The 22,146-nt window shown below is 71.2% G+C and carries 18 protein-coding genes; 8 read left to right on the forward strand and 10 right to left on the reverse strand.

Going from position 1 to position 22,146, the window contains the following annotated elements; translation table 11 throughout:
* Position 1: 1 nt before the first annotated feature.
* On the reverse strand, positions 2-784 hold the full coding sequence (locus ACX9TP_RS22300) for a phytanoyl-CoA dioxygenase family protein (protein WP_482981745.1): 783 nt from the start codon (positions 782-784) through the stop codon (positions 2-4).
* A 144-nt stretch (positions 785-928) separates the two neighbouring features.
* Between ACX9TP_RS22300 and ACX9TP_RS22305 the strand changes: the two genes are divergently transcribed.
* The 3 genes from ACX9TP_RS22305 (at position 929) to ACX9TP_RS22315 (ending at position 4,858) form a co-directional block, all read left to right on the forward strand.
* Complete coding sequence (locus tag ACX9TP_RS22305; RefSeq protein ID WP_482981746.1) at positions 929-1,894, forward strand: alpha/beta fold hydrolase; 966 nt, start codon at positions 929-931, stop codon at positions 1,892-1,894.
* Positions 1,895-2,157: 263 nt separating this feature from the next.
* Complete coding sequence (locus tag ACX9TP_RS22310) at positions 2,158-3,117, forward strand: hypothetical protein (protein WP_482981747.1); 960 nt, start codon at positions 2,158-2,160, stop codon at positions 3,115-3,117.
* A 163-nt stretch (positions 3,118-3,280) separates the two neighbouring features.
* Positions 3,281-4,858 (forward strand): hypothetical protein, encoded by a 1,578-nt coding sequence (locus ACX9TP_RS22315; RefSeq protein WP_482981748.1) that lies wholly within the window; start codon positions 3,281-3,283, stop codon positions 4,856-4,858.
* A gap of 84 nt (positions 4,859-4,942) precedes the next feature.
* Here the strand turns inward: ACX9TP_RS22315 and ACX9TP_RS22320 are convergent, their stop codons facing one another.
* On the reverse strand, positions 4,943-5,833 hold the full coding sequence (locus ACX9TP_RS22320) for a DUF3455 domain-containing protein (protein WP_482981749.1): 891 nt from the start codon (positions 5,831-5,833) through the stop codon (positions 4,943-4,945).
* Positions 5,834-6,228: 395 nt separating this feature from the next.
* On the opposite strand from ACX9TP_RS22320, the gene ACX9TP_RS22325 reads away from it, so the two are divergent.
* The 3 genes from ACX9TP_RS22325 (at position 6,229) to ACX9TP_RS22335 (ending at position 10,123) form a co-directional block, all read left to right on the forward strand.
* Complete coding sequence (locus ACX9TP_RS22325; protein ID WP_482981750.1) at positions 6,229-8,469, forward strand: lamin tail domain-containing protein; 2,241 nt, start codon at positions 6,229-6,231, stop codon at positions 8,467-8,469.
* A 79-nt stretch (positions 8,470-8,548) separates the two neighbouring features.
* The gene (locus ACX9TP_RS22330; protein ID WP_482981751.1) at positions 8,549-9,331 is read left to right on the forward strand and encodes an exodeoxyribonuclease III; all 783 of its coding nucleotides are present in this window, start codon (positions 8,549-8,551) and stop codon (positions 9,329-9,331) included.
* 18 nt (positions 9,332-9,349) lie between these two features.
* Positions 9,350-10,123 carry a lysophospholipid acyltransferase family protein gene (locus ACX9TP_RS22335; RefSeq protein WP_482981752.1) on the forward strand — a complete coding sequence of 258 codons (774 nt, stop codon included), beginning with the start codon at positions 9,350-9,352 and terminating at the stop codon, positions 10,121-10,123.
* Between the two features lie 65 nt (positions 10,124-10,188).
* Here ACX9TP_RS22335 and ACX9TP_RS22340 read toward each other — a convergent pair whose 3' ends face one another.
* Complete coding sequence (locus ACX9TP_RS22340) at positions 10,189-10,716, reverse strand: hypothetical protein (protein WP_482981753.1); 528 nt, start codon at positions 10,714-10,716, stop codon at positions 10,189-10,191.
* 293 nt (positions 10,717-11,009) lie between these two features.
* On the opposite strand from ACX9TP_RS22340, the gene ACX9TP_RS22345 reads away from it, so the two are divergent.
* The gene (locus tag ACX9TP_RS22345; RefSeq protein ID WP_482981754.1) at positions 11,010-11,945 is read left to right on the forward strand and encodes a hypothetical protein; all 936 of its coding nucleotides are present in this window, start codon (positions 11,010-11,012) and stop codon (positions 11,943-11,945) included.
* A gap of 24 nt (positions 11,946-11,969) precedes the next feature.
* On the opposite strand, the gene ACX9TP_RS22350 is transcribed toward ACX9TP_RS22345, so the two are convergent.
* From ACX9TP_RS22350 to ACX9TP_RS22360, 3 genes are all read right to left on the reverse strand, one after another.
* Positions 11,970-13,955 (reverse strand): ATP-binding protein, encoded by a 1,986-nt coding sequence (locus tag ACX9TP_RS22350; RefSeq protein WP_482981755.1) that lies wholly within the window; start codon positions 13,953-13,955, stop codon positions 11,970-11,972.
* Positions 13,956-13,968: 13 nt separating this feature from the next.
* Positions 13,969-14,757, reverse strand: coding sequence for an alpha/beta fold hydrolase (locus tag ACX9TP_RS22355; RefSeq protein ID WP_482981756.1), 789 nt, complete (start codon positions 14,755-14,757; stop codon positions 13,969-13,971).
* Between the two features lie 136 nt (positions 14,758-14,893).
* On the reverse strand, positions 14,894-15,355 hold the full coding sequence (locus ACX9TP_RS22360; RefSeq protein WP_482981757.1) for a universal stress protein: 462 nt from the start codon (positions 15,353-15,355) through the stop codon (positions 14,894-14,896).
* Between the two features lie 185 nt (positions 15,356-15,540).
* On the opposite strand from ACX9TP_RS22360, the gene ACX9TP_RS22365 reads away from it, so the two are divergent.
* Positions 15,541-16,413, forward strand: a complete 873-nt coding sequence (locus tag ACX9TP_RS22365; protein ID WP_482981758.1) for an SDR family NAD(P)-dependent oxidoreductase — start codon at positions 15,541-15,543, stop codon at positions 16,411-16,413.
* Positions 16,414-16,420: 7 nt separating this feature from the next.
* Here the strand turns inward: ACX9TP_RS22365 and ACX9TP_RS22370 are convergent, their stop codons facing one another.
* The 4 genes from ACX9TP_RS22370 to ACX9TP_RS22385 all read right to left on the reverse strand — a co-directional run bounded on the left by ACX9TP_RS22370 (position 16,421) and on the right by ACX9TP_RS22385 (position 22,146).
* On the reverse strand, positions 16,421-17,215 hold the full coding sequence (locus ACX9TP_RS22370; RefSeq protein ID WP_482981759.1) for a trypsin-like serine peptidase: 795 nt from the start codon (positions 17,213-17,215) through the stop codon (positions 16,421-16,423).
* 327 nt (positions 17,216-17,542) lie between these two features.
* On the reverse strand, positions 17,543-19,030 hold the full coding sequence (locus ACX9TP_RS22375) for an FAD-dependent oxidoreductase (protein ID WP_482981760.1): 1,488 nt from the start codon (positions 19,028-19,030) through the stop codon (positions 17,543-17,545).
* Positions 19,027-20,373: a 2Fe-2S iron-sulfur cluster-binding protein gene (locus ACX9TP_RS22380; RefSeq protein ID WP_482981761.1), complete on the reverse strand. Its 1,347-nt coding sequence runs from the start codon at positions 20,371-20,373 to the stop codon at positions 19,027-19,029. Before ACX9TP_RS22380 ends, ACX9TP_RS22375 begins: the two co-directional genes overlap by 4 nt.
* A 231-nt stretch (positions 20,374-20,604) precedes the next feature.
* Entirely contained in the window at positions 20,605-22,146 is a 1,542-nt protein-coding gene (locus tag ACX9TP_RS22385; RefSeq protein WP_482981762.1) for a DUF8173 domain-containing protein, read from the reverse strand.

Here is a 22,146-nt window from a genome sequence, read left to right on the forward strand (position 1 = left end):
GTCAGCGGCGGAACACGGGCGGGAAGACGCGCGGGGCCTTCTTCTTCCTCAGGCAGCGGACGTCCGCCCCCATGTAGCAGGCGGAGAAGGCGCGGCGGCGCAGCCCGGGACGGCCGCGTCCGGAGCGGTGCCACACGTGGTTGTGGACCAGGATGGACTCGCCGGCGCGGACGGGCAGGGGCAGGACGCGGCGCTCGGCGTCGGCTCTGGCCACCGCGTCCGGGGGGATGACGCCGCCCAGCGCCGTCACCAGTCCGTCCCGGTGGCTGCCGGGGACCACCTCCAGACAGCCGCCGTCCTCGGGCGCGTCGTCCAGCGCCGTCCAGATCTGCAAATCTGGCTCGCGGGTGAGGCCCCACAGCCGGCCTCCGTCCTGGTGCCAGGGCAGGTTGCTGCCTCCGGCCTGTCCCTTGTGGAAGAGGATGGCGCGGTAGAGGACGACGTCGCCGCGGATGCGGGCGCGGGCGATGCGCTCGAACAGCGGGTTCTCCAGCCACGCCAGGAAGCGCGGGTCCTTCTCCAGCTTCTCCAGCTTGCGGTAGTCCAGTGACGGCCCCTGCCAGCCCAGCCCCAGGGGCGCGTCTTCGTACCGCCCCGTGGCGGCGTCCGGCTGGAAGAACATGCCCTCGTGGACGACACGGCCGAGCATGAGGTCGTCCGCCCGCTCGCGCAGGGCCTCCAGGCCCTCGTCACCGAGCACGCGGCCCAGCCGCGCGTAGCCGTGCTCGGCGTAGTGCGCGAGCGCCAGGCTGATATCGAACTGTTCCGCGTCCACGCAGAGCATGCGCCCCACTCATAACCCGGCCCTGGCCTGGGCGGGGAGCGTCACGGAGGGGTGCCCGCGAAGGCCCCTCACGTCGCGAGGCGCCCGCCTGGTGGCAGGGAGACCTTGCGCCACCCGTCGGGGCGCCCCATGGTTGGAAGTGGCATGCCCTACCGCCGCTCCACGCGCTTCGTCTCCGCCCCGGATGGGACCCGGGTGGCCTGGCATACGCACCAGGGCAACCTGATGGAGGACTCCGCCGACCTGGAACTGGTGGCGCGGCCGACGGTGCTGCTGACCAACGGCATTGGCACGTCGGAGAACTTCTGGCGCTACATCGTCGCCAACCTGGAGCAGGACCACCGGGTGGTGCACTGGAACTACCGCGGGCACGGCAGCAGCGAGAACTCCATCAGCGGCGACTACCGCGTGCCCGTGCACGTGGACGACCTGGAGCGCGTCACCGAGGCCGTCATGGCCCGGGGCAACGGGCGGCCGCCGCTGCACGTGGCCTTCTCCATGGGGGTGCGCGTCCTGCTGGAGCTGTACCGGAAGCGGCCGGACCTGGTGCCCGCGATGACGCTCATCGCCGGCACGCCCGGAGCGCCGGGCTCGGGGAAGGACAGCCTGCGCGCGCGCATGGCGCTGTCCGCCACCCGGGGCCTGTTCCGGGCCACCACGCCCGCGCTGCCGCTGGCGGCGCCGGTGGCGCACGCGGTGATGGCCAGCCGCTTCGCCTATCCGCTGGGGCGCGCGGTGGGCGCGCTGCGCGCCCGCGCGCCGCGAGCGGACATCGACGAGTTCATGCAGGCGCTGCGGCGGATGAGCCCGGAGGCGTACTGGTACACGCTGCTCGGGCTGACGGAGGGCCACGCCTGGGACGTGGTGGGCCGCGTGAAGGTGCCCACGCTCATCATCGCCGCGAGAGATGACACCCTGGTGCCCCTGAGCGAGGTGGTGCGCATGCGCGACGCCATGCCCCACGCGCACTGGATGCAGGTGGATGACGCCGGCCACGCGGGGCTCCTGGAGGCGGGCACGGAGATCGCCGACGCCGTCCGCGGCTTCCTCGTGCAGCACGGCATGGAGGCGCCCCGTCCGGGCTCACCCGCGGAGCCGCTCCCGGGCTGAAGAAAGCCGGCCACATCCTTTTGAATCAGGGCATCCACTTCTGGATGCTGGCGCCCGTCCGTGTTCAGCAGCGGATGGATGGACTGTCTGTCATTGAATGGATGCGGGGCGGCCGGGGCGGAGCCGGGGCCGTTCAGGTACTGTGATTTTACATCCATTGTGGATGTGAGGGGCACCCGGCCCGGTCGTCCTTGCTTCCCCTCCCGGGCGGATGACGTCTTGTTCCGCCCGGTGTGAGTCCGCGGTCCCCTGGGGGGAAGCACATGCAGACCGTCGAGTCCGGCCGCTGCCGCGGCGTGGGAAGTCGTGTTGCGTCGTGGGCCCTGGTGTCGTGCGTCCTGCTGCTGGGGACGGGCGGTTGCGGGCTGGGGGAGGCGCCATCGGCCGAGCCGCCTCCGCTTGCTTCCCAGGTCCAGGACATCCGGAGCGGCAACAGCCTGTCGGTCAATGGCCTGTCATTCAACGGGCTGTCCTTCAATGGCCTGTCGTTCAACGGGCTGTCGTTCAACGGCCTGTCGACGCAGTCCTTCCATTCGTGGTTCCAGTCGAATCCGGCGAAGGCCGACGAGGTGATGCGCTACATCGTCCGCTGCGCCGTGGCGGCGGGACAGACGCGCACGTACACGCGGCCGGATTCAGGGCAGACATTCACCTGGACGGGGGCGCTGGGCCTGGCGCCGGTGTGGGCCGGTGGCTCGCCAGCGCCGGAGATAGAGCAGCAGCTCGTCTCCGCGTGCCTGGCGGCCCATGTGAATCCCTACGGCGTGAATGTCCCCATCTCCGTGCTGGGCCGGCACGCGCAGGGGCAGGTCATCCCGTACACGTACGATGAGCTGAACACCTTCCCGAAGCAGGAGTCCTGCTTCTTCGGCAACCTCTTCACCGGGCAGGGCATCTACGCGGGCAGCCGGGGGACGCTGCTGAACCAGGGCCTGAGCAGTGCGCGGGCGTGCGCCGTGGTGGACAGCACGGGGAGCCAGCGCAAGCAGTGCCTGCCCCTCTACTTCGTCGGGGAGTGCGCCACGCATTGCACGCTGGATGCCTCGGGGCTGTTCTACTCCCGCTGCTCCTACGCGAACGTCACGTACAGGCCCCTCGTCACGCGGGTGCGCGACCAGGACCTCTACCGGTGCGGTGACGGCGTCTGCCAGGTGACCGAGTCGTGCGGGAACGCCAACTGGTACAACAGCTGCCGGCCGGACTGCGGCGTCTGCGGCGGGTGAGCCCCGCGCGCTTCGCCTGCGTCCGTGTCGTCGCGGCGCTCGGTGTCGCGTCCGGTGCTGAGCACACGTCTGTCCCGTGGCGCCATTGGGGGAGGCGACGGCCGCACCTACCCTCGACATGCCCATGTCGAACTCCCGAGGTCGACGCCTCCGTGGCCGCGCCATGTGCGCCGTCCTGCTGCTGCTCCTCCTGCCTGCATGCGCGTGTGAGGGAGGCAAGCCGCCCGGGGGCCCCGTGGGGCGGAGCGAGCCAGACGCCTCGGAGCCCCCCGCGCCCCCGCCCCCCGAGGAGCGGCCGGGCCTGTTCCATGCCTCCGCGCTCAAGGTCAGCCGTTCCGAGGACCGCGCGGAAGGACAGGCGCTCGCGGGGAGCACCCTCCAGGGCAGCGTTGCCATCTTCGTGGCCCCCGGCGCTGGAGGCGTCATCACCGGGGTGGAGTTCTTCCTGGACGCGCCCACCCGTGAGCGCTCGCCGCTGTCCCTGGACCTCAGCGTTCCCTTCGACTTCGCGGGGACGGCGCCGGACGGGAGGGCCACGCTCTACGACACGCGCCAGCTCGCCGACGGGGACCACTCCCTCACGGTGGTCGTCCACGGCGCCGGCTTCCTCGTGGACGAGGCCACCGCGAGCTTCACGGTCGCCAATGCCTCGGTCCCCGCGCCGCCGCCCGTTCTTCCGCCGCCGCCGCCCGTGCCCACGGCACCGCCCGGGCTGCGCACCGTGGAGGCGTGGGAGCGGCTGTTCCTGAACAGCTGGGAGCGCGAGCACCGGATGGAATACCTGCCCCGGAGCAACTCGACGGACAGCTGGGACTTCTACAGCCTCGCGTACGCCATCGACGCCCACACCGCGATGTACCGGGCCACCGGGCGGACCGTGTACCTCGACCGCGCGCTGCTCTACGTCAACAACCTGGTCGGCACGGCCCGCGTCTCCCGCGCGCTCCCCCGGAGCCAGTTCCAGGACGGCTTCCTGGGCTGGGCCTCGACGCTGTCGGACCCCGCGGGGCAGGAGGTGCCGCTGTACGAGAGCTACTGCTGGCGCTACGTCACGCGCCTGCTGCGCGTCATCCGCGAAACGCCCGGGCTCTACGAAGACGCCGCCTATCGCTCGCAGTACGAGCGGCTGCTGGCCTTCACCGAGAAGAACATCTTCGAGAAGTGGTACGTGCGCGGGGCGGACGCCTTCATCTACCGCAGCCGCACGCACCTGGCCGCGCACTGGGCCTTCATCGCCATGGACCTGGCGCTCATCACGGCGGACACCGCCGCGCGGCCCACCTACCAGGCCGTCTTCGACAACATCAACCAGGACCTGCCCAACGTCAGCGCCTCGCTGCGCGCGCAGCTCGGCCCCCATCCCCGCCACCCGGACGCGTGGTTCTGGAGCGACAGGTGGGGCTCGCATGAGCCGCCCGGGCAGGACGTGGCGCACGCGAACGGCGTGCTCGCGTTCCTCGTCGAGGCGCACGACGCCGGTCTCACGTGGACGGATGACGACCTCCGGCGCTTCACCGCGACGCTCGACACCGTCATCTGGCCCGAGGAGGGGACGTACGCGGAATACGTCGACGGCTCCGGGAGCGGGGACGGCTGGTTCAACGACGGCTTGATGAAGCTCGGCCGCTACGACCTCGGCCTGCAGCGCCGCCTGGAGCAGCACCGCGTGGGGCAGAACATCCAGTTCTTCGCCAACGGCGCGCTCAACGTGCGCATCCTGTCGGAGCAGCCGGGGCCGTGAGGCGAAGGCGCGAGCAGCCCCGCGGCTCGTCATGCGCGCGGCGCCCCGGCCCCGCGCCGTGGACCCGAGAGGCCCACGCCCCCCTCAAGGCGGCGTGAGGACCTCGATGAAGTAGTAGCCCGCCGAGTACGGCACCCGCTCCCGCTTGCCCACGTCCTCGGAGTCCTCGCAGCCCGCCGTGGGAGCAACCCCGCCCACGGTGTCGAGCCGGAGCACGTAGCCCAGCTGGCTGCCATCGGTCGTGGTCCGCGAGAACACGTCGGAGGGGAGCCCCTGGTCGATTCGCGCGGCGTTGGCGAGCCTCAGCAGCGGGACGTTGCCGGCCCCGTTGGGCACCGTGACCTCGGCGGCTCCGATGAAGAGCGTCTGCGCGAAGGTGGGCGTGCCCTGATTCAACGCCGGGGCGGACACCCGCCACGCCGGGCCCACGGGAGGCGTTCCGGTGGGGGGCCCGTAGTCGATGCCGCCCGGGTAGCGGAAGTGGTCGAGGACGAGCGTCTCCAGCCCGGGCACGGGCGCGGTGGTCAGGGGCATCAGCCCTGCTTCCGGCTGGACGAAGGCCCAGGCGAAGGCGAGCCCCGTCTGACGGCACTCGTAGACCTGGGCCGCCGGCGCCGACCGCGTGGAGTCCGGCGGGACGGCGGTGGAGGGGGTTCCCAGGGGCGGCGGGTCTGCCGGTGTGTCGACTGTCTGGAATGCGGAGACGATGCGCGCGGAGGGCCGCGAGCCGGAGGGACGGCCGAGCAGCTCGAGGAGGTCGTACTGCGTGCCTCCGAGCGTCACCCGCCGGAGGTCTTCCGGCACGTTGTCCGGCAGGTCGGTGGGAGCGTCGTCGGAGATGCGCAGCAGGGCCTCGGTGGCCTTCTGCGACTCCGAGGGCTCGTCATCATCGTCGTCATCGCACCCGCCGAAGGGCACGACGGAGAGCACGAGCGTGGCGATGGCGGGCCAGCGGCCCGGGCGAAGCGTCTTCAACGTCGTCCTCCTTCGGGAATGGCGCACGGTGGCGGTGGCCTCCCGTGCCGGCAATCCGTGCTGGTGGAGGACGGCGTGTCCGGGGCCCGACGCTCACCTCTCACTCCCGCTTCCGCGCCTCCGCGTCGTCCGGTGCGAAGCCCGGGGCGGCGCCCAAGACGTTCCACGGGAGGCGGAGAAGGGCCATGAGGTGGCTGGTGCCTTCCCGAGGCAGGTGTAGCCCTGGAACAGGAGCGCCCGGGGCTGCGTGGCACATGTTCCTGAAATCACTGGAAGACGGGACAGATTTGGAACCGTAGGTTCTGGTGGGATTGTAGTCTGCCGCTATTTGCGTACCAGTGGACATTTGTGGGATTCAGGGAAGCCCCCGCAGGCCGCAACGGAGTCGTCTCTTCATGCCCTGGTCCTTCCGGCAGCTTCTGGCGCCGCTCTCGGCGCTGCTCCTCATCCTGTCCGCATGCGGTGATGACCCGGAATGTGGCAACGGCGTCGTGGAGCCCGGTGAGCAGTGCGACGACGGCAACACCTCCGACGGGGATACCTGCCCGGCCAACTGCCAGCCTGCTCCGGAGACGGATGGTGGCGGCCCGGTCTGTGGAAACGGCCGGGTGGAGGGGACCGAGCGCTGTGACGACGGCAACCGCGCATCGGGCGACGGCTGCGAGAACGATTGCACCGTCACGCCCGAGCTGCCGACGGACTCCGGGACAGACGCGGGCCTGCCGCCGGAGGACGGGGGCAGTGACGGCGACGCGGGCGTGGAGGCTGATGCGGGCTCCGACACCGACGCTGGCTCCGAGGTGGATGCAGGCTCTGACACCGACGCGGGCACCGTGACGGACGCGGGCACCGTGACGGACGCGGGCACCGTGACGGACGCGGGCACCGTGGTGGATGCGGGTTCTGGCACTGACGCTGGCGCTCCGACGGACGCGGGCACCGTGACGGACGCGGGTTCTGGCACCGATGCTGGCACTTCGACGGACGCTGGCACCGTGACGGACGCGGGTTCCGGCACCGATGCTGGCGCTCCGACGGACGCGGGCTCGGATACGGACGCCGGCTCTCCGACGGACGCGGGTTCCGCGCCGGATGCGGGCTCGGATACGGACGCCGGCTCTCCGACGGACGCGGGCTCCACGCCGGATGCAGGCTCGGGTACGGACGCCGGCTCTCCGACGGACGCGGGCTCCGCGCCGGATGCAGGCTCGAGTACGGACGCGGGCTCCGCGCCGGATGCGGGCTCGGATACGGACGCGGGCACCGACGTCGACGCGGGCCCGGGACCGGACGTGGACGCGGGCACGGGCAGCACGGACGCGGGCACCGGCACCGACGCGGGCCCCATGGACGCGGGCTCCGGCCCCACGGATGCTGGCACGGGCGGCACGGACGCCGGCACGGATGCGGGCACGGCCATCGACGCGGGCACGGCGCAGGTGGCGCTGGCCGACTTCGGCCCGACGGGCAACTTCGCTCGCTCCGGCTACACGGGCCGGACGTTCCCGGAGGCGCTCCGGGTGACGCTGAAGCAGCCGGCGCCGACGGACGTCTGGGTGGAGATGGCGTCCTCCAGCCGCGCTGTCGTGGTGGAGGGCGGAAACCTCGTCCGCGTCCCGGCCGGTACCACGTCCGCCCTGATCCTGGTGAGCGCGGACCTGGCCGCGGACCCGGGGGTGAGCAAGGCGGTGCTGACGGCCACGCTCGGCAACGACTCGCGCGAGGCCACGGTGCGGGTCATCGCGGTGGACCAGCCGGTGTCCCTGTCCGTGCTGACGCCCGAGGCGGCGGTGGTGGCGGGCGGCAAGACGCACACCTTCACCGTGATGCTCGACGTGCCTCCGTCCGTGGACACCGAGATTCAGCTCGCGCTGCAGCCCGCGTCCCTGGGCACGGTGGCCGCGCGGGTGACGGTGCCCGCCAACATGCTGTCCGCCAAGTTCGACTTCACCGCGGGCAACGTGGCCGGCAGGGGGCAACTGGTCGCGACGCTCGGGGCACAGACCGCCGTGTCGAGCCTCGAGGTCATGGGCTCCACCGCGAACCACATCGTCATCAGCGAGCTCGCTCCCCGCGGCCCGGCCACTGGCTCGGCCGGTGACAACGACGAGTTCATCGAGCTCTACAACCCCACCGCGAGCGCGGTGAACCTGTCCGGCTGGAAGGTGCAGTACAAGGCCGCGACGGGAGAAACCTTCCTGAGCTTCGACCTGCCCAGTGGCTCCAGCATCGCGCCGGGGGGCTACTTCCTGGTGGGCAGCCAGGGCTACACGGCCGGCTCGGGGGCCACGCGGGATGCGAGCTGGGGCACCACGTGGGCCATGGGCGGCGCGGGTGGCCACGTGCGCGTCGGCCCGCCCGAGCTGAGCACCAGCTCCTCCGACACGAGGGCCGTGGACCTGGTGGGGTACGGCACCGCCAACCAGGCGGACGGCGCCCCCATCCAGCCCGTCCCGTCATCGGCGGGCAGCTTCGAGCGCAAGGCCAACGCCTCCTCCACCGCGGACACCATGCAGGGCAGCGGGGCGGATGCGCTGGCGGGCAACGGGCACGACTCGGACAACAACGCCTCGGACTTCATCCTGCGGACGGGGCGCCAGCCGCAGAACAAGGCGAGCCCGACCGAGCCCCGGTAGCCGGGCAGGCGCGCACTCCCACCGGGAGTGCGCGCGAGAGGGGCTGGAAATACCGCGCGGGCCGGGCCATAAGCCTCTCGTGCGAGTCGTTTCTTGGAACGTCAACGGGCTGCGTTCGGTGCACCGCAAGGGCTTCCTGCCATGGCTGGCGGGGGCCCGGGCTCAGGTGGTGGCCGTGCAGGAGGTGCGCGCCCGCGCGGACCAGCTCCCCGACGAGGTGCGGACGCCGCCGCGCTGGAAGACGCACTTCGTGTCCGCGGACCGCCCCGGCTACAGCGGGGTGGGGCTGTTCTGCCGGCTGGAGCCGGATGACGTGGTGACGCGGCTGGGCGTGAGTGAGATGGACGTGGAGGGGCGGCTGCAGATTGCCCGCTTCGGCAAGCTCACCGTGGTGAATGGCTACTTCCCCAATGGGAACGGGAAGGACCGGGACCTCAGCCGCATCCCCTACAAGCTGGACTTCTACCGGCACCTCTTCGCGCGGCTGGAGAAGCCGCTGCGCGACGGCGGGCGGGTGCTGGTGGTGGGGGACTTCAACACCGCGCACCAGGACATCGACCTGGCCCGGCCCCGGGAGAACCGCGAGACGAGCGGCTTCCGCCCCGAGGAGCGCGAGGAGTTCGACCGCTGGATTCGCGCGGGCTGGGTGGACACCTTCCGCCACTTCAACAAGGCGGGTGGGCACTACTCGTGGTGGAGCCAGCGCTTCGGCGTGCGCGAGAAGAACATCGGCTGGAGGATTGACTACGTGCTGGCCACGCCGGCGGCCATGGCGTACGTGCGCAAGGCCGGAATCCACCCGGATGTGTCAGGCTCGGACCACTGCCCGGTGAGTGTGGACCTGGACCCGGCGGTCCGTTGACGGTTGCTCGAGGCTCTCATGAACGCACTGCTCTCCATCTGGACGTGGATTGAAATCGGCCTGGTGGCGTTGACCGGCTTCTTCGTCCAACTGGCGCTGGCCATCATCACCTGGCCGTTCGACCGCGTGCGCTACGTGACGGGACGCTGCTTCCGCCTGATAGGCGTCACGGCGGCGAAGCTGACGCCGTTCTGGCGCTTCGGCGTCCACGGCCCGGTGCCCGAGCGGGTGGCGCCGAACACGGTGGTGGTGAGCAACCACGAGTCCAACGCGGACCCGTTCCTCATCTCGCACCTGCCGTGGGAGATGAAGTGGCTGGGCAAGGCCAGCCTCTTCAAGATTCCGGTGGTCGGCTGGATGATGTGGATGGCGGGCGACATCCCGGTGCACCGCGGGGACCGCGACTCCGCGACGGGCGCCATGGCCCGCTGCAAGGAGTGGCTGGCGAAGGGGATGCCGGTGATGATCTTCCCCGAGGGCACGCGCTCGAAGACGGACGAGCTGCTGCCCTTCAAGGACGGCGCGTTCCGGCTGGCCATCGAAGCGCAGGCGGACGTGCTGCCGCTCGCGGTGAGCGGGACGCGCCGGGCGCTGCCGAAGCACTCGTGGCGCTTCGCCACGTCGCGCGGGCTGGTGACGGTGGGCACGCCCATCTCCACCAAGGGCATGACGCTGGCGGACGTGGAGCGGCTGAAGGACCTGGCGCGCGCGCAGATTCTCGCGCTGCGCGCCGGGCTGATGCCCCACACGAGCGGAGGCGCCGCGCCTGACAGCACCGCCTCCGCCGCGTAGTCTCCGGAGCAGGGGACTCAGGCGTCCCCGGAGCAGGGGACTCAGACGTCCCCGGAGCAGGGGACTCAGACGTCCTTGTCGTCGTTGTCGATGATGTGGCAGCGCATGTCCTCGTCGAGGGCCTCTTCGATGAGGCCGCGCACCACGTCCTTGCCGCCAATCTCGAAGGACAGGCTGACCTTGTCGCCCGCGACGGAGCCTTCCTTGTCGAGGTTGAGCCGGCCGCCCAGCGCCACGGCGTCCCCGTCGACGCGGGCGCCGTCCTTGACGCGGACCTCGCCGCCCAGTGACACCGCGTCGCCCTTCACGTGCGCGCCCGCCTCCAGGATGACGCGGCCGCGGATGGCGATGGCGTCCTCCACCACGGCGCCCTTGCGGATGATGACGTTGCCCTCCACGGCGACGGCGTCCTTCACCTTCTCCCCGGCCTCGATGACCAGGTCGGTGCCCTGGACGGCGCGGCTGCCGTCCTTGGAGTTGTTGGCGCACACCACCTTCCAGTCGTTGGGCTTCTTCCCGGCGTCATCCGCCGCGAAGGCGGGGGCGGCGAGGGTGAAGGTGAGGGCCAGGGCGGGGAGGGACGACAGGCGCATGGACGGCTCCTGAATTTCAGGGACCTCCTCCCTACGGGCCTGTCTCAACCTGATTGCAGGAGGACGCAGTTCCTGCGCGCGGTGAGGCGGGTGCGGACCGTGACAACGTGGGATGGTGCGGGGGCGCGCTCCTTGCAGCGTCCTGATTCCACTCCCGGAGGTAACCCCTGGCCGCCACGCCGCACGATGACTCGCATGACCTGACCATCTGGGCGTACGCCTTCGGCTACTTCGCGGCGTATGCCCCGTACAGCGCGCTCACCAAGGCCCTGTCCGGCGGCTCGCTGCCCGGCATGACGCATGGCATCTCCGGCTTCACGCTGCTGCCGGTGAGCACCACCGCCTCGCTGGTGGGCATGTTCCTCTTCCTCACCCTCAAGGGGTGGTGGCGGTACGCGGGGCACCGCGAGGTGCTCGGCCTGCGGGTGCCGGTGCCGGGGCGGTGGACGCTGATGTCGGGGCTGTGCTCGGCGGCCATCATCGGCACCACCACGCTGGCGTACACCCTGCCGGGCGCGTCCATCGTCTTCATGATGCTGCTGATGCGGGGTGGGGTGCTCGTCCTCGCGCCGCTGGTGGACGTGCTGAGCGGCCGGCGGGTGCGCTGGCCCTCGTGGGTGGCGCTGGCCCTGAGCCTGGGGGCGGTGGTGGCCGCCACCGGCACGGAGGTGAGCGGCACCCTCACGCTGGTGGCCACGGTGGACGTGGGCGTGTACCTCACCGGCTACTTCTTCCGGCTGCGCGCCATGAGCCACCTGGCCAAGTCCGGAGACCCCGCCGTGTCCATCCGCTACTTCGTGGAGGAGCAGATGGTGGCCACGCCCGCGCTGGTGGGCACGCTGGCGCTGCTTGCGCTCGTGGGCGGGGACGGCATCCTCGGGGAGCTGCGCGAGGGCTTCACCGGCTTGCTCGCGCGCGGCCACCTGCTGGAGGAGGTGCTGGTGGGCGTGCTGTCGCAGGGCACGGGCATCTTCGGCGGCCTCATCCTCCTGGACGCCCGGGAGAACTCCTTCACCGTGCCGGTGAACCGCGCCTCCAGCGTGCTGGCCGGCGTGGTGGCCTCGTGGGGGCTCGCCGCATGGGTGGGGCTGCCCGGTGTCGGCGGGCGGGAGCTGGCCGGGGCGACGCTCGTCATCATCGCCATGACGGTGCTGGCCCTGCCCACGCTGCTCGCCGCGCGCGCCCGGGCCCGCCGCGAAGCCAGCGCCGCCCAGGTCCAGCCCCGGTGAGCGCGCGTCCCGCGCACGGGGCCGCTACGCCGTGCGCGCCACGTCCCGAAGCGCCGCGATGAGGACGTCCAGCTCGCGGTGGATGGCCTGGAGGACGGAGGCCCCGTCGCGCGGCGGGCCTGACGCCTCTTGCAGCGCGGCCCGGCCCTGCTCCAGGGCCTCGCGCAGGGCGCGCGCCTCGAGCAGCTCCAGCGTCGGCCGTATCTTGTAGGCCTGGTAGTCGAAGGCCTCCCGGTTGCCTGTCTGGAGCGCCTGCTGGAAGTCGAGCTTGTACTGCTCGCAGCTCCCGGCGGTGATGGTGCTCAGCTCCACGATGGCCTGCCGGTCGTCGTCGAGCATCCGCTGGAACCGCCGCAGGCTGAACGGCGGCCCCACCGGCTTCGCGGGCTCGGACACCGGCGGCCCTGCGGGCGTGCCCGCCGCGTCGCGCTTCCACGTGGAATGCCGGACGATGAGCGCGGCGAGCTCGGAGGGCTTGTAGGGCTTGCCGATGAAGTCCGTGAAGCCGGCGGCGCTCATGCGGTGCTCCAGCCCGATGCGGGTGGACGCAGTCACGGCGATGATGGGGATGCGCGAGGCGTGGGCTCCGGGCAGCTCCCGGATGGCGCGGGTGGCCTCGTAGCCGTCCATGACGGGCATCCGCACGTCCATCAGCACCAGGTCGTAGTCGGCCTCCTGGACGCGCTGGACGACCTGGCGCCCGTCTCCGACGACGTCGAAGTCGGCGCCCCACCTCTTCAGGAACTGCGACAGCATGAACACGTTGATGTCGTTGTCCTCGGCCACCAGGATGCGCAGGCCCTGGATGGGCAGGGTGCTGGCGCGGCTCTCCGGCGACTCCTCCTGCTCCGACTCCGCCCAGCCGCGCTTCAGGCGCAGGGTGAAGTAGAAGGACGAGCCCTTGCCCGGCGTGCTCTTCACGCCAATCCGCGCGCCGTGCAGCTCCACCAGCTTCCGGCTGATGGCGAGCCCCAGCCCGGTGCCTCCGTACTTCATGCCGATGTCGTAGTCGGCCTGGGTGAACTCCTCGAAGATGCGCCCCAGCCTGTCTTCCGGGATGCCGATGCCCGTGTCGGTGACGGCGAAGTCGAGCGACACCGCGTCCTGGAGCGCCTCTTTCAGCCGCACCGACACCGTCACCGCGCCCAGCTCGGTGAACTTGATGGCGTTGCCCACCAGGTTGGTGAGCACCTGGCCCAGCTTGACGGGGTCCCCGAGGACGAAGGCTGGCACGTGCTCGTCGATGTCCGCGACGACGGCGAGCTTCTTCTCCTCGGCCTTCACGTTGAGGGCGAAGATGGTGCCGTAGACGAGCTGGCGGAGGTCGAAGTTGCGCTCCTCCAGCGTCGCCTTGTCGGCGTCCAGCTTGCTGAAGTCCAGGATGTGGTTGATGAGGCCCAGCAGGTTCTCGGAGGACGACGACAGGATGCGCACGTACTTCTGCTGCTGGGCGGAGAGGTCCGTGCGCTGCATCAGGCTGGCGATGCCGATGATGGCGTTCATCGGCGTGCGGATTTCGTGGCTGACCATGGACAGGAAGTCCGCCTTCGCCTTCGCGGCCTGCTCCGCCTTGCGGCGCGCCAGCACCAGCTCCCGCTCGAACTTCTTCCGGTCGGAGATGTTGAAGAGGGTGGTCCGGTTGACCACGGCCCGCCCGGCGGCGTCCTTGCGCTGCACGGTGTTGACCAGCATGGGGAGCGACACGCCCGCGCGCGTCACCAGCTCCAGCTGCACCTCGTTGATGAAGCCCTGCATCTGCACGAGCGGGGCGAAGTGCGTCTCGTGGAAGATCTTCCCGCCCACGGACAGCAGCTCCTGGAAGCGCCTGCCCGACAGCAGCTCCTCGCGCGTGTAGCCCATCCAGTTCAGGAAGGTCTGGTTGGCCTTGACGATGACGCCATCCGGCAGCGTGGAGATGTAGCCACAGGGCGCGTTCTCGTACAGGTCCTCGGCGCTCTCCTCGAGCAGGTCCTGCGGCGGGCTGCTCAGGGGGCGGGACGTGTTTTCCAAAGCGCGCCCGGGTCTACAGGAAGAGCTTCATCGCCGCGATGGTCTCCTCGGGCGCACTGAGGTTCGGGCAGTGGCCCGTCGCCTTCATCAGCACGAACTGGCTGTCGGCGATGTTCCGGTGCACGTACCGCCCGACCGCCTCCGGGGCAATCACGTCCTGGGAGCACTGGAGGACGAGCGAGCGCGCCTTCACCTTCGGCAGGTCCGCCCGGTTGTCCGAGAGGAAGGTGACGTGCGCGAAGTGCCGGGCAATCTCGGGGTCCGTGCGGCAGAAGCTGTTGGTCAGCTCCTCCCCCAGCTGCGGCCGGTCCGGGTTGCCCATGATGACGGGCGCCATCGCGCTGGACCACCCCAGGTAGTTGCTGTCGAGCGAGTCGAGCAGCCCGTCGATGTCTCCCCGGGAGAAGCCGCCCACGTAGTCGCCGTCGTTGATGTAGCAGGGCGAGGGGCCAATCAGCACCAGCTTGTCGAACCGCTCCGGCTCGGCGACGGCGGCCAGCACGCCAATCATGGCGCTGACCGAGTGGCCCACGAAGATGCTCCGGGTCAGCTCCAGCTCGCGGCAGAGCTCCAGCACGTCGTCCGCGTAGCCCTTCAGGCTGCCATGGCGGCCCCGGTTGTACGCGGTGGTGTCCGAGCGCCCGGCGCCCACGTGGTCGAACAGGACGACCTTGTAGTCCTTCAGGAATGCCGGGGTGATGAACCGCCACATGTTCTGGTCGCAGCCGTAGCCGTGGGCGAAGAGCATCGCCTGGTCCCCCTGGCCGAGGACCTTCACGTTGTTACGGGTGCGCACGCTCATGGTGGGGCTCCTGGGGCCGAGGAGGGTGACTCCCGGCCACTCTGTCCCCGAACCCTCGCCAACCACAAGCCATTCGGCCCCCGGAGGGATTGTTGCTGGACATCGAGCGGCGGACAGGCCGCTTCCACAGCGGAGGCTACTTCTCCGGCGCGACGTGCAGCGTCAGCACCGGGCAGTGCGAGCGCGAGACGACCTTCTGCGCCACGCTGCCCAGCAGGAGCCGCGGCAGCCCGCGCCGGCCGTGCGTGCCCATGATGATGAGGTCGTACTTCCCCTGCTCGGCGAGGTCGAGGATGGTGGACGCGGCCTCGCCCACCAGCACCTTGTGCGTCAGCGGCACCGGCGGCTTCTCCAGCGCGTGGATGAGCGCCGTCAAATCCTTGGTGGCCGTCTCCACCGCCACCTGCTCCAGGGAGAGCGAGTTCCACCCGGGCGCGGCCACGAGCAGGTCAGGCGCCACGTATTGCGGCGGCTCCCACGTGTGGACCACGTGCACGGCGGCGTTGAAGGGACGTGCGAGCTGCACGGCGTAGTCGATGACGGCGCGCGAGCCCTCGGACAGGTCCACGGGGACGAGGATGCGGGTGGGAGCGGACATCGGGTGTTCTCCTTGCGGGGGAGCCCCCCGCTTGCTGACTTGGGGTCTGGGCGCCCTCATTGGAAGAAGCGTGCCGGCGCCTGCACGGCCGGCCGGCGCGCGGGCGTGCAGACTTTGCATGAGGGGAGGCATGCGACGCAGACCGTGCGCAGCATGGGCAACTTAACGAAGCCGAGGACCCCCCCATGCTTCCTCCTCCCATCGATCAAGGTACCGTCCTCATCATCGGCGCGACGGAAGGAATCGGCCGGGAGCTTTCCCGGCTGCTCTCCCGGCGGGTGCGCACCCTGGTGCTCGTGGACCGGCGCGCCGACCGTCTGGAGCCGCTGCGGGACGAGCTGCTCGCGCACAACCCCACGCTCGGCGTGCTGCTCCAGCACTGCGACGTGGCCCGGCCGCGCGAGGTGGATGCGCTGCTGGCCTGGCTGGAGGCGCACTTCATCCGGGTGGACGTGCTGGTGAACAACGCGGCGGTGGCCGCCCGGGGCTTCTATGCCGACGAGGGCTGGGGGCACGTGGAGGAGATGCTGAAGGCGAACGTGTGGGTGCCCGCGCTGCTGACGCACCGGTTGCTCGGGCCCATGCTCGCGCGCGGGCGAGGGGGCGTCCTCAACATCGGCTCGGGCGCCGCGCAGCTCTTCCTGCCCGGCTCCACCACCTTCGCCGCCACGCAGCGCTTCCTGGACGGCTTCACCGAGGCGCTGCGGCTGGAGGTGGAGGGCCAGGGCATCACCGTCACCCGCGTGGCCCCGGGCCCGCTGTGGGACGAGGGCGCGGAGCACGTCACGGGCGAGGTGGCGCCGTTCCTCCGCATCTCCCTGGCGCGGTGCGCCCGCGAGGCGCTGGCCGGCTTCGAGCGGGGCGAGCCGCTGGTGTACCCGGGCTTCGGCCACCGGTGGGTGATGCGGCTGCTGCCGCTCTTGCCGCGCGGGCTCAAGCGGAGCCTGGGGCGGCTGGCACTGCGGGGCCTGCGGCGCGAGTCGCTGCTGTCGCCACAGGCCCCCGGGCTGGGGCACGAACGGCCGGTGCTGCTGGCCGGCGAGCCCTCGACGGCGTGAGGCGTGACTAGAGGCCAATCTCCGCCAGGCGCGCCTTGACGCGCGTGGCCTTCACGCCGGTGTTGGCGGTGCCGCGGCCGGACGAGTTGCCGCCCAGGCCGATGTGGTGCAGGCCCACCACCTGGTGCGTGGAGGAGGACAGCACCGGCGAGCCCGACGAGCCGCCCAGCGTGTCCGCGTCGTAGGACAGGTCCGTGGTGCTGTAGTTGGCGTTCTTCACCACGCCCGGCGAGGACTTCTTCGTCGGCGCGCAGCCGCTCGTCGTGTAGTAGTCGCAGTTCTGGTGGACGACGTAGATGCTGGCGTTGGTGGCCGCGTTGGTGCTGGAGACCGTCAGCCAGCCGTACACGTCACCGGGGAGCTGGCCGTTGAGCGCGCTGCAGCGCAACGCCGTCATGTCGTCCGTGGACCACGTCTTGATGAAGGTGGCGCAGCTGTAATAGATGCGGCTGGTGGAGCTGACGCCGTCCTCGTAGTTGAAGGACGCGCGCGCGCCTACCGCCTGCGACGCGCTGCCGATGCAGTGGTTGTTGGTGATGATGACGTCGCGCGACACCAGCCACGCGGTGCAGCGGGTGCCCACGGCGGGGATGGACAGGTAGCCCACCGCCAGCGAGCGCGTGCGCTGCGTGCCCGACAGCGACGTGGCGCTCACCCAGTTCACCGTGCCCACGATGACGTTGGACTCCTGCGACGCCAGCGGCTCGTGGGCCTCCACGTCCGGAACATCCGGCGGAGCCTCGGTACCGCAGGCAGACAGGGCACCCACCAGGAACAACGCACGAACGCTCTTCGCGAACATCGGACCACCTCCTCGCGCGGGATTGCGCGGCGTGGGCCCAGGCACGCCCCGTGCCACCGCGTCTCTCCCCGGGAGCGCTCCCCGGAGTGGTGCGCGGCCGCTCCTGCAACTCGGTTGCGCGCGTAAAGGCGCTTCACGTCGGCGGCCCGCACTCGCAGTGATAATCGTGGTTTGCTTGTTTTCCTGGGAGTGTCTCTTCCCCGGGCAGCCCCGGGCCGTGTCCTGTCGCCGGCCAGGACAGGCTCCGGAAAAGTACAGGGCCGCGGCCCGGGCCGGTGAGGGGCCCGGGGCGCGGCCCGGAAGGGGCAGCGGGGAGCAGGGGGCTTTTCAGCCGATGATCATGTCCTCGCGCTCGAGGGTGCCCTCGGAGAAGCGGCGCAGGCTGAAGCGGGTGAAGAGCTCATCGGACTCGCCGGTGGCCATCCACTTCGCCATCCGCTCGGCGACGGCGGGGGCCATCATGAAGCCGTGGCCCACGAAGCCGGACATCTGGAGCAGGTTGTCCAGGCCCGGCGTGCGGCCCAGCACCGGGTTGTTGTCCGGCGTCACGTCGTAGCAGCCGGCCCACTGGCGCAGCACCTTCACGTGGCCCACCTGCGGCAGCTGCTCCATGAGGGCCTGGGCGAAGCGCGTCACGAAGCGCAGCGTGCTGCCCATGTTGAGGCCCGCGGGCTCCAGCGGGTCGCCCATGCCGCCGACAATCTCTCCGCGCATGGACTGGCTGAAGTACAGGCCCGTGTCGAGCACGGAGACGAGCGGCCCGAGGAAGGGCTTGAGGGGCTCGGTGCTGAGGATTTCGTGGCGGTGCGGCTCGTTGGGCAGCTGTACGCCCACCATCCTGGCGATTTCCGGGCTCCACGCGCCCGCGGCCAGCACCACGGTGTCGCAGGCGATGTCGCCGCGCGTGGTCTTCACCTTGCGCACCTGGCCGTTGCTCGTCTCGAAGCCGGTGACGTCCGTGTACGTCTCCACGCGGACGCCCTTCTTCTTGCAGCCCTGCGCGTAGCCCCAGAGGAAGGGCCAGGGGAAGATGACGCCGTCCTCCGGGTTGTAGGACGCCGTCAGGCAGTCCTTCATGGTGAGGCCGGGGACGATTTCGCGCGCCTCGTCCGCGCTGATGATGCGGGTGGGCACGCCGAACTTGTTGTGCAGCGCCGCGTTGCGATCCAACCGCTCCGCCACCGGCTTCGTCTTCGCGAGGAAGATGTAGCCGCCCTGGCGCAGCCACACGTTGATGCCGAGGTCTCTGGCGAAGCTCTTCATCAAATCAATGGAGCGCTTGGCCAGCTCCACGAGCGCCGGGGTGCCCCACTGCATGCGCACGCCGCCGCCGTTGCGGCCGGACGCGCCCGCGCAGAGGTAGCCGCGCTCCAGCACCACCACGTCCGTCTCGCCCGCGAGGGCCAGGTTGTACGCCAGCGCGAGGCCCATGATGCCGCCGCCGATGATGACCACCTTCGCCTTCTCGGGGACCGGGCCTTCCGGCCGGAGCGAGGGCGGGAAGGCGTCCACCTCCTGGGGCACGCCGCCCGCGGGCGGCACGGACATGTCCACCGGGGCGGAGGCGAGCAGCCGCAATTCGGTGGGGTAGAGCGGCGGGCGCGGGGTGAAGGGCACCACGGCCGCGGGCTTCAGGGCCTTCTCCTGCTCCAGCAGCGAGGCCACCGCGGCCAGGCAGCTCTTGCCCTGGCAGATGCCGGTGCCGAAGCCGGTGTAGCGCTTCACCGACTCCACGTCGCAGAAGCCGCGGGACACCGCGTGCTTGACGTCGTCGACGGTGACGTCCTCGCACGAACAGACCATTGCCTTGCTCATGACAGCCCTCCCACCAGCGCCTCGGCCACGCGGCGGCCGGCGGCCTCCGCTTCCCTCGCGGTGCCGCCCCCGGTGAGGTCCCCGGCGGCGAACACGTCCGTCGCCTGGGTGCGCCCGTCCGCGTCCGCCTCCACCACGAAGAGGCCGCGCCCCGCGTCGAACGTCACCTTCGCGCCGCCCTGCCGCGCCAGCTCGAAGCTGGGGCTGACGGGCACCGACACCAGCACGGCGTCACAGGACACCTTCTTCCTGCCGCCACCCGCCTGCGTGTAGCTGAACGCGCTCACCCGCCGCAGCCCGTGCGCCTTGGGCTCCGAGCCCTGCACCGCCAGCGGGTGGGCGTCCTTCGGAGGCGGGCCCTTCAGGTCCACCACCGCCGTCAGCCTCACGCCGCGCTCCTGCATCAGCTTCGCCAGCGCGTGCAGCTCCGCGCCCCAGCCCACCAGCGCCGCCATCTCCGGCGCCACGTCGTAGCGGCGCAGCAGCAGGCTGGCCGCGCGGCCCGCGTACACGCCGGGCAAATCGTTGTTCTCGAAGGGCACCATCGGCGGGTGGCCGCCCGGCGCGAGCAGGAAGCGCTCCGCGTAGACCTTCAACAGCCGCGGGCCTTCCGGCTCCAGCGCGCCCACCGCGAGGTAGCGCCCGGCCTCGTCGTCATACAGGCCCAGCACCGTCGCGCGGGTGAGGATGCTGCCCTTGGGGAACGAGGCGGCCTCCTGCACCGCGGGCCCGTCCTGCTCCGGCACGCCGTGGGCCAGGCGCCCGCCCAGGTGGTCGTCCCGCTCGAAGAGGAGGAAGGGCACGCCCTTGTCGGCGAGCACCCGCGCCGCGCCGAGCCCCGCCGCGCCGCCGCCCACCACCGCCACGCGCGTGCGCAGCGTGCGGGCCGGAGGGGTGACGGGCCCCTCCTCCTTCGGCAGCAAGCCGAGCCCCGCCAGCTGCCGCGCCACCTTGGCCATCACCTGCTCGGCCACCGGCACGCCGGCGAACATCTCGTGGTGGTCCAGTCCCTTGGGGAAGAACCAGTCGATGGTCTCGAAGACGTCCACCTTCGCGGAGGGGTACGCGTTCTGCCGCTCCAGCCGCATGCCGTCCCGGGCCGGCGTGCGGCACGTGTAGACGTTGGGCATGCCGTCCACCCGCATCAGGCAGTGGGAGCAGGCGGCGGCGAAGCAGTACGGGCTCCGGGGCCGGTGGTATTTGATGGAACGGGCGAGGACGGGCTCGTCCGCGGCGACCAGGGAGCACGCCACCGGCTCGCCTTCGATGGCGGGGATGCTCTCGCCGTCGAGGTCCACGGTGATGGCCCTGCCGCGCGGGGGTGCGTCTGGGAGGCGTCGCATGGGGCGCCCAAAATGGCGCACCGCGCCCGGGGGGTCAAAGCCTCTCAGTGCATGACGCACCATGGCCATGCGCGTCAGCCGACAGTGCCGGTGATGGAGCGTGCGAGCTTCTCTAAGGGCTTGTACGCGCAAGGGCCCTGAAAACACCTCGGGGACCGTCACGGGCCGTGTGGGCTCGCGAGCGGTCCCCGAAGGAGTGGGCGGCCGGGCAGGCCGCCCGGCACGGCCCCGTTACACGGGCTGCTCGGTGGAGTTGATGAGGGGCTCGGGCATGCCGCGCGGGCGGTTGGAGCCGAACCGGGTGCGGATGACCGCGCCCAGCGCCATCAGGACGATGAGGAGGGAGACGAGGGTGCCCAGCACGGGGATGACGCCCACCACCATCAGCACCAGCAGTCCCAGGGCGAGCACCACCGCCTGCGTCTTGCGGCCGCGCAGCAGCGGAAGGTGCGTGCCCAGCTCGCTCGCCACCGCCGCGTAGCCCAGCGCCGCCGCGAGGGGCGCCGCCATCCAGAGCACCAGCGCCGCGGGGATGCCGATGATGGTGACGCACAACACCACCGTCAGGGGCACCATGGCCAGCAGGCCGAGGAAGCCGGTGAGCCCCGTCTGCACGGGCCTGCGGCGGACCTCGTCGCCCAGCTGCTTCATGCGCGCGGGGAAGAACATCTGCCCCAGGAAGCCCAGGCCGAAGAGCACCGCGAAGGTGAGGATGAAGCCGGCCAGGCCGCCACCGTCGTTGTCCTCGTCGCCCTCGTCCCCTTCGTCGTGCGAGTGCCGGCCCTCGTTGCGGGCCTCGCGCATCCCGTTCTTGATTTCACCGGCCACCAGGCGGCCGATGCCGGCGCCGCCGAAGGTCTCCACGCTGCCGTCCACCTGCGCGCCGTCCGCGCGCTCCACGGTGCCTCCGAAGGCGGACACGTCGCCGTCCACGCGAGCGTCCGGCCCGAGGATGACGTTGCCGCCGAAGGCGTGCGCGTCTCCCTCCACGTGGCCATGGACCTCCAGGTTGCCGCCGAAGGCGACGGCGTCATCCTCCACGTGGCCCTTCACCACCAGGTTGCCGCCGTACACCACCGCGCTCTCGACGTCCTGCCCCTCCTTCACCTCGAGGGACTGGCCCCGCGCCACCACGTCGCGGCCGCCGCGGCGGTTGCGCCGCAGCTGATCGCGCGTCTTGCGCATCTCCTCCTTGGCCCTATCCATCTGCTCGCGCGCCTCTTCCCGCGCCGCGTGCGCCGCCGCCTGTGCCTCTTCCCGCGCCGCCTGCGCCTCCTCCTGTGCCGCCTGCATGTCCTCCGCCTCCTCCTCGGAGGGCTCCGCCGGCGTGGGCGGCATCGGCGGGACGGGCGGCGTCGGCGCGGCGGCGGCCTGCGGGGCCTCGGCGGGAGCCGGCGCCGCGGCGGGGGCGCTGTCACCCGAGGCGGCAGCGTCCTTCTCCTTCGCCGTCATGGGGCGCAGGGTGAAGATGGAGCCGTCCTGCTCCAGGCGCAGCGAGTAGGCGCGGGCCACGGTGCGCAGGGCCTGGTTCGCGGTGACGCCGCGCAGGTGCACCTCGGCGGGCGTGTCCAGGTCGCCGGTGACGACGAGGTTGAGGCCGCCCTTGTCGGCGATGGTCTTCAGCGCGTCGCGCAGGCTGCCGCGGAAGCTGACGTCGATGGTGCGGTCGGCCGGCGCGCTGACGGCCTGGGGGGCGGTGGCGGACTCCGCGCCGAGCGCGAGGGGAGCGCCGAGGAGCAGAGCGGGAAGAAGGATTCGAGAGGAGATCTTCAT

The sequence above is a fragment of the Pyxidicoccus sp. M15 genome (assembly GCF_056858435.1).

Bases quoted from the DNA above. Each gene is read 5' to 3' on its own strand.
- ACX9TP_RS22300 (WP_482981745.1), bottom strand. From the start codon at position 784: ATGCTCTGCGTGGACGCGGAACAGTTCGATATCAGCCTGGCGCTCGCG.
- ACX9TP_RS22305 (WP_482981746.1), top strand. From the start codon at position 929: ATGCCCTACCGCCGCTCCACGCGCTTCGTCTCCGCCCCGGATGGGACC.
- ACX9TP_RS22310 (WP_482981747.1), top strand. From the start codon at position 2,158: ATGCAGACCGTCGAGTCCGGCCGCTGCCGCGGCGTGGGAAGTCGTGTT.
- ACX9TP_RS22315 (WP_482981748.1), top strand. From the start codon at position 3,281: ATGTGCGCCGTCCTGCTGCTGCTCCTCCTGCCTGCATGCGCGTGTGAG.
- ACX9TP_RS22325 (WP_482981750.1), top strand. From the start codon at position 6,229: ATGCCCTGGTCCTTCCGGCAGCTTCTGGCGCCGCTCTCGGCGCTGCTC.
- ACX9TP_RS22335 (WP_482981752.1), top strand. From the start codon at position 9,350: ATGAACGCACTGCTCTCCATCTGGACGTGGATTGAAATCGGCCTGGTG.
- ACX9TP_RS22340 (WP_482981753.1), bottom strand. From the start codon at position 10,716: ATGCGCCTGTCGTCCCTCCCCGCCCTGGCCCTCACCTTCACCCTCGCC.
- ACX9TP_RS22345 (WP_482981754.1), top strand. From the start codon at position 11,010: ATGACGCATGGCATCTCCGGCTTCACGCTGCTGCCGGTGAGCACCACC.
- ACX9TP_RS22355 (WP_482981756.1), bottom strand. From the start codon at position 14,757: ATGAGCGTGCGCACCCGTAACAACGTGAAGGTCCTCGGCCAGGGGGAC.
- ACX9TP_RS22360 (WP_482981757.1), bottom strand. From the start codon at position 15,355: ATGTCCGCTCCCACCCGCATCCTCGTCCCCGTGGACCTGTCCGAGGGC.
- ACX9TP_RS22365 (WP_482981758.1), top strand. From the start codon at position 15,541: ATGCTTCCTCCTCCCATCGATCAAGGTACCGTCCTCATCATCGGCGCG.
- ACX9TP_RS22370 (WP_482981759.1), bottom strand. From the start codon at position 17,215: ATGTTCGCGAAGAGCGTTCGTGCGTTGTTCCTGGTGGGTGCCCTGTCT.
- ACX9TP_RS22375 (WP_482981760.1), bottom strand. From the start codon at position 19,030: ATGAGCAAGGCAATGGTCTGTTCGTGCGAGGACGTCACCGTCGACGAC.
- ACX9TP_RS22380 (WP_482981761.1), bottom strand. From the start codon at position 20,373: ATGCGACGCCTCCCAGACGCACCCCCGCGCGGCAGGGCCATCACCGTG.
- ACX9TP_RS22385 (WP_482981762.1), bottom strand. From the start codon at position 22,146: ATGAAGATCTCCTCTCGAATCCTTCTTCCCGCTCTGCTCCTCGGCGCT.